The organism is Dysgonomonas sp. 521, assembly GCF_010501055.1.
Classification (GTDB): Bacteria; Bacteroidota; Bacteroidia; order Bacteroidales; family Dysgonomonadaceae; genus Dysgonomonas.
In genome coordinates, this window is record NZ_QVMO01000011.1 from 64335 (window position 1) to 70334 (window position 6000).

The following is a 6000-nucleotide window of genomic DNA, read 5'->3' on the forward strand; positions in this document are numbered from 1 at the left end:
TAAAAGACGTGGTAAAAAATAAATCACCCATGAAAAATTATATATTAACACTATTATTATTAACCCTCTTTGCCTTCCCTTCCAAAACAAAAGCCGCCGAGGGGCAACTCCTGGCAGGAACAGCAAAAATAAATATTACCCCGCAAAATGTACTTCCATTGCATGACTCCGTGTTTGCACGCAGTCTGGTGCTGGAAGTAGGAGGGTTGCGCATTGCTCAGGTATCTGTCGATTTGGTCGGCTTCGAGAGCGAACGTGTAAAAAGAATCTGTAAAGAGAAATACGGTATTTCACAGGTGCTTATCAGTGCATCGCACTCTCATTCGTGCCCTATCGCACTGGCTTTGTTCGACAGGAGCAAGACTTATCCTTCAAATACCACTTATTTTGAAGACCGCATTATAGAGGTAGTAGGCAAAGCGTTGAATGATATGTTTCCTGCCCGGGTTTCTGCCGGGCATCGTACATTTCCTCAACTGGGATTCAACCGCCTGATTATCCGTGACGATGGACATGCAAGGGAATCATGGTTTGGTGATGCACACTACAATGTGGAGAATCCTGAGAGAATACCTTTCGGCCCTGTAGACCTCGAAGTGGGCGTTATAAGGATAGAAGATATGCAGGGCAAGCCACGCGCAATAATGATGAACTATGCCTGCCATTCTGATATTGTATGTTTCAATTATGAAATATCTGCCGACTATCCCGGAGTGGCAGCCCGCAAAGTGGAAGAAGCATTCAATAATGAGGTTAATTGCCTTTTTGTACAGGGGGCAGCCGGAAATGTGGAGTCCCTGCAAATCAGCCGCCGCCGTACAGGCCCAGATGACCCTATCAAATCGGATTATGCGCCGATGGTACGCACAGGGGAATTGCTGGCTTACGAAGCTATAAAATTAGCAAAACAGCTTCCCGAGGGGAGTGACCTCACATCTATGAAAGTAAGGACAGACTCGCTGCATTTTACCGGGCGGTACGACAAGACACTCTCATTCAATGTGCATCTGGCTACTATCCTTATCAACGATAATATACTGATTGCCGCTTGTCCAGGTGAACTATTCTCCCAGCTTCAACTGGAATGGAAAGAAAAGGTAAGGCTGGCGGATGCTATTCCTTTTGTCTTCGGCTATACATGGACAGGAGGAAAATCCCCCGGCTATGTTCCCGATGTCAGGTCGGCGGCGTTAGGCGGTTTCGGTGCCGACCAGAACATTCATGGAATAGAGGTCGGTTCGGGAGAAATGATAATGAATAAGCAACTGGAAAACTTTTATAAATTAAACGGGTTGATGCGCGAGCGTCCGGAGTAGATAGTTACAAGTTGCAAGTTACGAGTTATAAATTATTTACTGCTTACTGTTTAGAAAAAATAAAAATTTTATAAAGCAAATCTTTTTATCTGTGGTTGGATGATTTTAATTATATTTTAGTGATTGTGAGGCGGCTGGTTTTTCGGAATCAGCCGTTTTTTATTAAGAAGTCTAAACTCACCTGTGTTCTTTGCGTAAATCTTCTTTGCGGTTAATCAAGTGGTACACCTGCGGTGTCATACATATATGATATATATATAAAAAACAGCCTAAAAATTGGAACGTATAAAATTTAAACAGTTACTTAAGATTACTTTTACAATTTGCCACTTTTTTCTTTTGTAGAAAATAATTATCTTCGAAGTTCATATTATTCAGCGAATATCTGATGCACATGAATATTATCTTATTACAAACTGACATAACATGGCAAGAACCTGAGACGAACAGGCTTCATGCCGAAGATTTGATCGATTCCCTGCCGGACTCGACAGACCTTATCGTTCTTCCCGAAATGTTTACCACAGGCTTTTGCACTTCGCCCAAAGGCATTGCCGAAAAGGCGGATACTGAAACCCTTACGTGGATGCAGTCTGTCGCCCTCCGGCGGAATATGGCTATTGCCAGCAGTGTAGCCACCGAAGAGGATGGGAAATATTATAACCGCTTCTATTTTGTAAAACCGGATGGCAGTTATGCTACCTATAATAAACGACATCTTTTCACCTTTGCCGGAGAGGACAAAGAATATGCGGCCGGACAAGACCGGGTAATTGTAGAATACAACGGGTTCAGAATCCTTTTGCAGATATGCTACGACCTGCGTTTCCCTGTCTATTCGCGCAACCGTGGCGATTATGATATGATACTCTATATAGCCAGTTGGCCAACGGTACGCCTCTATGCGTGGAATACACTGGTGCGGGCTCGCGCCATCGAAAATGTATGCTATGTAGCTGCTGTAAACCGTACAGGCAACGATCCGGGTAATGAGTATAGCGGAGGTACTGCCCTCTATGACTATATGGGAAAACCAATAGCAGAAGCCGGCACGGGAGAAGAAGCCGTGAGCGGGAGCATAGATATGCAGCAACTGACTGATTTCAGGAAAAAATTCCCTGTATTGCAGGACGCAGATGAATTTACAGCCCCCTAAATCCCCCAAAGGGGGACTTGGGTAAAGCCACTTGAATAACTAAGAGATGATAAATAAAAAATAACTAATACCCTCTCTGTGAACCCCCTTTGGGGGGCAGGGGGGCTTATATAATCACAATGAGAGAAAAACTACTTATGTTAGGCGACCAGGCTATTGCTCTCGGCGCCATACATGCGGGGATAACAGGGGTTTATGCCTATCCGGGTACCCCTTCTACCGAAATAACAGAATTTATACAGGATTCTCCACTTGCTAAGGAGAGAAATGTGCACAGCCGATGGTGTACCAACGAGAAAACAGCTATGGAAGCAGCACTTGGAGTTTCCTATATTGGCAAAAGGGCTTTGGTGTGTATGAAGCACGTGGGGCTGAATGTAGCTGCCGATGCCTTTGTCAATTCGTCTATGACGGGGACGAATGGCGGATTGGTAGTCCTTGTGGCCGACGACCCTTCGATGCACTCGTCGCAGAATGAGCAGGATTCACGTTTCTATGGTAAATTTGCTTTTATGCCGATATTCGAGCCTTCTTCTCAGCAGGAAGCTTATGATATGATCAGGTATGCGTTCGATGTTTCCGAACAATTCGAACTACCCGTACTGATGCGCCTGACTACACGCATGGCACATTCGCGTGCCGAAGTACAAACTTCTGAAATAAGGGAACAGAACAAAATTAGGTTCCCCGAAGACAAGTCACGCTGGGTGCTACTCCCCGTAAATGCACGCAGACGCTACAATGAACTATTGGCCGCACAGCCCGAACTGGAAAAGCTGGCCGCACAATCTACTTACAACAAATACACTTCAGGAAACAAAAAAGGAGTTATAGCCTGCGGACTTGGTTATAACTACCTGATGGAAAACTTTCCCGATGGTTGCGACCATACAGTATTGAAGATATCGCAATACCCATTGCCTAAAGAATTAATCCGTAAGGTGATGAATAATTGCGATGAAGTACTGGTACTGGAAGACGGGCAACCCTTTGTGGAAGAACAACTACGCGGACTACTCGACGAAAGCGGTAAAGTAAAAGGGCGTCTGACCGGGGAACTTCCCCGCGTTGGAGAACTCACGCCCGATAATGTACGTAATGCCCTTGGCTTTGCAGAGCAGCCAAAATTCAGTCCCAGTACCAATGTGGTTCCACGTCCGCCTGCCTTATGCACAGGATGTGGGCACATAGATGTGTACAAGGCTTTGAACGAAGTAGTTGCAGAATATAAAGATGCAAAAGTATTTAGTGATATAGGATGCTATACACTTGGGGCATTACCTCCATTCCGTGCCATAGATACATGTGTAGATATGGGTGCTTCTATTACAATGGCAAAGGGCGCGGCAGATGGAGGTTTATTCCCCTCTATTGCGGTAATTGGGGATTCTACATTCACACATTCGGGCATTACAGGCTTGCAGGATGCTGTAAACTCGGGTGTGAATATTACGGTTGTAATATCTGATAATCTCACTACTGCCATGACCGGGGGACAAGACTCAGCCGGAACGGAACGTCTCGAAAGCATCTGTGTGGGAGTAGGAGTAGAGCAGGAGCATATCCGTGTCATTATCCCGTTGCCAAAGAATATGGAGGAAGCGAAAAAAGTGATTCGTGAAGAAATAGAATACAACGGTGTTTCGGTAATTATCCCGCGTAGGGAATGTATACAGACACTGAAGAGACGGCCCCCTCAATCCCCCAAAGGGGGACTTGGGTAAAGCCACTAGCCCCTCCAACCTCCCCAATGGGGAGGCTTAAGGCAAAGCCACGACAAGAATATGAATATAGAAAGTAAAATGAATATTAACCAATAAAAAATACCCTCACTGTAAGTCCCCTTGGGGGATTTAGGGGGCAAAATACTCTCTCTGTAAGTCCCCCTTGGGGGATTGATGGGGGCTGAAAATTATGAAACTAGACATCATACTATCAGGTGTAGGCGGACAGGGGATACTCTCCATAGCTGCCATAATAGGAGAGGCAGCCTTGGAAGGAGGCCTGCATATCAAACAGGCCGAAGTGCACGGAATGAGCCAGCGGGGCGGTGATGTACAGTCCAACCTGCGCATCTCGTCCACAGAGATATATTCCGACCTTATAGCCAAAGGCACTGCAGACGCCATTATCTCACTGGAACCGATGGAAGCATTGCGCTATCTGCCATATCTTTCCCCGCAGGGATGGATTGTAGCCAATACAGCCCCATATGTAAATATTCCTACCTATCCCGAATTGGAAACTATTCTCGGTGAATTAAAATCGCTGCCGAATGTTATTTTACTCGATGTGGATGCACTGGCAAAAGATGGCGGGGTAGGGCGGTCTACGAATATGGTATTATTGGGTGCTGCTTCGGTCATACTGGGTATGGACTATAGCAAGCTGGAAGAAGCTATTGCCCGTGTATTCGCCCGCAAAGGCGAGGTTGTTGTGGAAATGAATAAAAAGGCGTTGAGTATAGGGCGAGAGGCAGGGGAGAATCAGTTGACAAGGGACAGTTGACAATTATGAGTGACTCTCTTTGTATGCTGATTTATCACCCTCTTTGTCATACTGAGTGCAACGAAACATCTCGTCCCTGAAAAGATAGAATCAAAGAGAGAAGAGATTCTTCACTATCGTTCAGAATGGCAAAGAGAGGATAAAGAGAGCAAAGTATTACTCTCTTTGTCATGCTGAGGAACGAAGCATCTCGATCCTAAAAAGATAGAATCAAAGAAACACGAGATTCTTCACTATCGTTCAGAATGACAAGAGAGGATAAAGAGAGCAAAGTATTACTCTCTTTGTCATGTGAGGGACGAAGCATCCCGACTCTCAATAGAAAATTTAATATAGATTACCCTATGAAACCACTTGGTACACACAACTATTTCGTTTACATTCTAACTAACCAAAATAAGAGTGTTTTATATGTTGGTGTAACAAATGATTTAAGGCGTAGATTATATGAGCATGAACAAGATTCTAAAACAGAAAAGAGTCATTTTACTGGAAAGTATAATCTCTATTATCTGATTTATTGGGAAAAGTTTGAATATATTGAACAAGCTATTGATAGGGAAAAAGAAATAAAAGGATGGAAAAGGGTAAAAAAAGATAAATTAATTTCAGACTTTAATCCTGATTGGAATTTTTTGAATAATGATATATAATTTTCTTTGTCTTGTTGAGGAACAAAGCATTCCGTTCATCAATAGTGACATTCAAAGAGGAAAGAGATTCTTCACTTCGTTCAGAATAACAAGAGAGGATAAAGAAAGCAAAGTATTACTCTCTTTGTCATGCTGAGTGCTCATTATTTACCAATAAACCAAACGATAATGACGATAAAAATCTTTTCTTTGAAAAAAACTCATGGCAGTGTAGCACCAGTTCAACTAATGTTAATATACTTGCTGTTGAGTCTTGCTTCAAAGAAAGGTAGACCAAATATTGGTGATTCTCTTGATAAAAAGAATAATTCCCGGATGGTAGCATACTTGCATTTTATGCCTGTTTACTTCTTTGAGCCATGAGTTT

5 protein-coding genes are annotated in these 6000 nt (G+C 43.6%); all 5 read left to right on the top strand.

What is annotated here, in order from left to right; all coding sequences use genetic code 11:
- Nucleotides 1–29: 29 nt before the first annotated feature.
- The 5 genes from D0T84_RS05560 to D0T84_RS05580 all read left to right on the top strand — a co-directional run bounded on the left by D0T84_RS05560 (nt 30) and on the right by D0T84_RS05580 (nt 5633).
- Nucleotides 30–1316 carry a hypothetical protein gene (locus D0T84_RS05560; protein WP_163306835.1) on the top strand — a complete coding sequence of 429 codons (1287 nt, stop codon included), beginning with the start codon at nt 30–32 and terminating at the stop codon, nt 1314–1316.
- Nucleotides 1317–1710: 394 nt separating this feature from the next.
- A complete protein-coding gene (locus D0T84_RS05565) occupies nt 1711–2472 on the top strand; it encodes a nitrilase family protein (RefSeq protein WP_163306837.1) in 762 nt (253 codons plus the stop codon).
- 119 nt (nt 2473–2591) lie between these two features.
- Nucleotides 2592–4196 carry a thiamine pyrophosphate-dependent enzyme gene (locus D0T84_RS05570; RefSeq protein ID WP_163306839.1) on the top strand — a complete coding sequence of 535 codons (1605 nt, stop codon included), beginning with the start codon at nt 2592–2594 and terminating at the stop codon, nt 4194–4196.
- A gap of 190 nt (nt 4197–4386) precedes the next feature.
- Entirely contained in the window at nt 4387–4980 is a 594-nt protein-coding gene (locus tag D0T84_RS05575; RefSeq protein WP_163306841.1) for an indolepyruvate oxidoreductase subunit beta, read from the top strand.
- A gap of 245 nt (nt 4981–5225) precedes the next feature.
- Nucleotides 5226–5633 (top strand): GIY-YIG nuclease family protein, encoded by a 408-nt coding sequence (locus D0T84_RS05580; RefSeq protein WP_255495222.1) that lies wholly within the window; start codon nt 5226–5228, stop codon nt 5631–5633.
- The last annotated feature ends 367 nt before the right edge of the window (nt 5634–6000 follow it).

Coding starts and splice junctions, on each gene's coding strand:
- D0T84_RS05575 (WP_163306841.1), top strand. CDS start 4,387: ATGAAACTAGACATCATACTATCAGGTGTAGGCGGACAGGGGATACTC.
- D0T84_RS05570 (WP_163306839.1), top strand. CDS start 2,592: ATGAGAGAAAAACTACTTATGTTAGGCGACCAGGCTATTGCTCTCGGC.
- D0T84_RS05565 (WP_163306837.1), top strand. CDS start 1,711: ATGAATATTATCTTATTACAAACTGACATAACATGGCAAGAACCTGAG.
- D0T84_RS05580 (WP_255495222.1), top strand. CDS start 5,226: ATGACAAGAGAGGATAAAGAGAGCAAAGTATTACTCTCTTTGTCATGT.
- D0T84_RS05560 (WP_163306835.1), top strand. CDS start 30: ATGAAAAATTATATATTAACACTATTATTATTAACCCTCTTTGCCTTC.